Origin of the sequence: Thermosulfurimonas sp. (assembly GCF_015491435.1) — a bacterium.
Lineage (GTDB): Bacteria > Desulfobacterota > Thermodesulfobacteria > Thermodesulfobacteriales > Thermodesulfobacteriaceae > Thermosulfurimonas_A.
On record NZ_WFVX01000120.1, the window covers coordinates 1 to 2,103 of the forward strand.

General features: G+C 53.3%; 4 protein-coding genes. 2 read left to right on the forward strand and 2 right to left on the reverse strand.

Annotation, left to right across the window (positions count from 1 at the left end; all coding sequences use genetic code 11):
• A partial coding sequence (locus tag F8J34_RS05465) for a DUF1566 domain-containing protein (RefSeq protein WP_297057001.1) occupies nucleotides 1-472 on the reverse strand: 472 nt, incomplete at its 3' end.
• 1 nt (nucleotide 473) lies between these two features.
• Nucleotides 474-668 (reverse strand): ferredoxin, encoded by a 195-nt coding sequence (locus F8J34_RS05470; RefSeq protein ID WP_297057002.1) that lies wholly within the window; start codon nucleotides 666-668, stop codon nucleotides 474-476.
• Between the two features lie 286 nt (nucleotides 669-954).
• Here F8J34_RS05470 and F8J34_RS05475 point away from each other — a divergent pair, with 286 nt between their 5' ends.
• Together F8J34_RS05475 and F8J34_RS05480 are read left to right on the forward strand one after the other, a co-directional pair.
• Complete coding sequence (locus F8J34_RS05475; RefSeq protein WP_297057003.1) at nucleotides 955-1,497, forward strand: sigma-70 family RNA polymerase sigma factor; 543 nt, start codon at nucleotides 955-957, stop codon at nucleotides 1,495-1,497.
• Entirely contained in the window at nucleotides 1,487-2,077 is a 591-nt protein-coding gene (locus F8J34_RS05480; protein WP_297057004.1) for a zf-HC2 domain-containing protein, read from the forward strand. The genes F8J34_RS05475 and F8J34_RS05480 overlap by 11 nt, the downstream gene beginning before the upstream one ends.
• Nucleotides 2,078-2,103 lie beyond the last annotated feature (26 nt).

Sequence of the window (2,103 nt, forward strand, 5' to 3'; positions counted from 1 at the left end):
CCATCCGTTCGTCTTCCTTGTGACTGTAGAACATGCGGCCGCCGCCGAAATGGACGTTCCAGGCGTAGCGGGGATTGATGGTCGCGGTGGTGGAGGTCCAGTACCAGCCGTGAAAGACGTTTTCGAAGGGGTGATCCGGGGGAAGGACCGGATTTTTGGCCTGAAGGAAGACCAGACTGCGGAGTTCCCTGCGGTTCGGGAGCCGCCAGTCGGAAAAGCCGAGGAAGCCTTCCCGGTTGAGTTTTTTTACGGCCGAAAGGGCCTCCTCCCAGCTCATGGGAAACTCAAAGAGGGAGGCGTTCCGGGGCCAGGAAAGACCGGTAAGGAGATCCCGTACGAGCTCTCCCTCCAGTCTGAAACGCAGCCGGGCCGAGAGCCCGATCCGGAGCTCTCCGTCCTGGCCGCTACCCGCGCAGGGGACCTCCCGGCCCCGGGTGTCGTAACACCGATCCTGGCCCGTAGCCAGGATCACTTTATTCCTCCTCCCAGGAGATGGCCCCCACCGGACAGGTCTCGATGGCCTCCTCGCAGTCGCAGGTGTTACAGGCCTCCTGGTTTTTCACATAGGACTTCTCGTTTTCGTCAAGCTCGAAGACCTCCGGACAGATCTCCACACAGGAGCCGCAACCTATACATTCCTCCTGGTTGACCACCAATTTCCTGGCCATAACTAAACCTCCTTATCAGGATCTACTTTTATATTAAGTTCCCCCCTAAATTCCTCCTTGATCCGGATCAAAAAGTTTAAAACCCCTTGGACGGAAATCCAAGGTTTACCTTTTCGTCTTCTTAAGTTTTATGGAATAAATTTAGATAAAAGTAATCATACCTCAAAAGGGGGATTTAAATTTTATGTAAAATATCAATGGCTATCTTTTCTTAAAATCTTGGAAAATATCTTTAAAAATGTTAAAAAAGAAATTATGAACCTTATCCTTTGAAAAGGACACTTATGTGATTGAGAGACTTCTTGAAAGAGTGGCCTCCGGAGATGAGCGGGCTTTTGAGGAGCTTTATCGGCTCACGGCCGAAAAGATCTGGTTTTATATTTATCGTCTCTGCGGAGACCGGGAGAAAACCGAGGATATCATGATGGAAACCTATCTTGAGATCTGGCGATCGGCAAAGAATTTTGAGGGGCGTTCGCAGGCCCTCGTATGGATGTACAGCATCGCCCGGCATTTGACCTTTAAGACCCTTCGCAGGGAGAGACGGCATGAAGAGGTGGAATACGAGGAAACAGCCGGAGGCCAGAATCCGGTGGAAGAGAGCATGGAAAGGGAGCGGTTTAGGTTGCTCGCGAGAGCCCTGAAACGACTTCCTCTCACCCACCGGGAGGTCCTGGATCTGGTGTTCTTTCACGGGCTGCGTTACGAGGAGGTGGCCCAGCTCCTGAATATTCCGGTAAATACGGTAAAGACCCGGGTCTTTCACGCTAAGAAAAAGCTCCGCAAAATCCTTGAAGAGATGGGGGTGAGGCGCGAAGATGTCCTCTGAAAAAGAGATCCGGGATCTTTTACCGTATTATGTAAAAGGGCTCCTTTCCGAGCCGGAAAGGAGAAGGGTGGAGGAGGCTCTTAAGAAGGACCCGGCCCTTCGGGAAGAACTCGAGGAGTGGAGGGCTCTTTCCGGGGCCTACGATCTTCTTGCGGCCGAGGAAAGACCTCCGAAGGACCTGTTTCTGCGCCTTAGGGCCCGGTTGCATCCGCCGAGAAGGCGGATTCGGGTCTTTACGCTCCGGGCCTTTCCCTCCTTCAAAACCCTGGTCATCATTTTTCAATTTCTCCTTATCGTGTTTCTGGGGATCAAGGCCTACCACCCCTCTCCTCTACCCTACACCACCCTTTCCGCTCCGGTGAAGGAAAGGGGTGAACTGATAAATGTCCTCTTCCGGCCCGAGGCCCGGGAGGGAGAGATACGACGTCTTCTCCTCTCGGTGGGAGCCCGGATCGTGGATGGCCCGTATCCCTCGGGCCTTTATGTCATAAAGGTAAAAAACCCCGGAGAGGTCCCACGGGTCCTTGCGGTTTTCAGGAAAAGCCCTCTCGTAACTCTGGCGGAAAGGGCCTCCTCCTGAAAGTTTTTTTCCGAACCCGCGGCCTC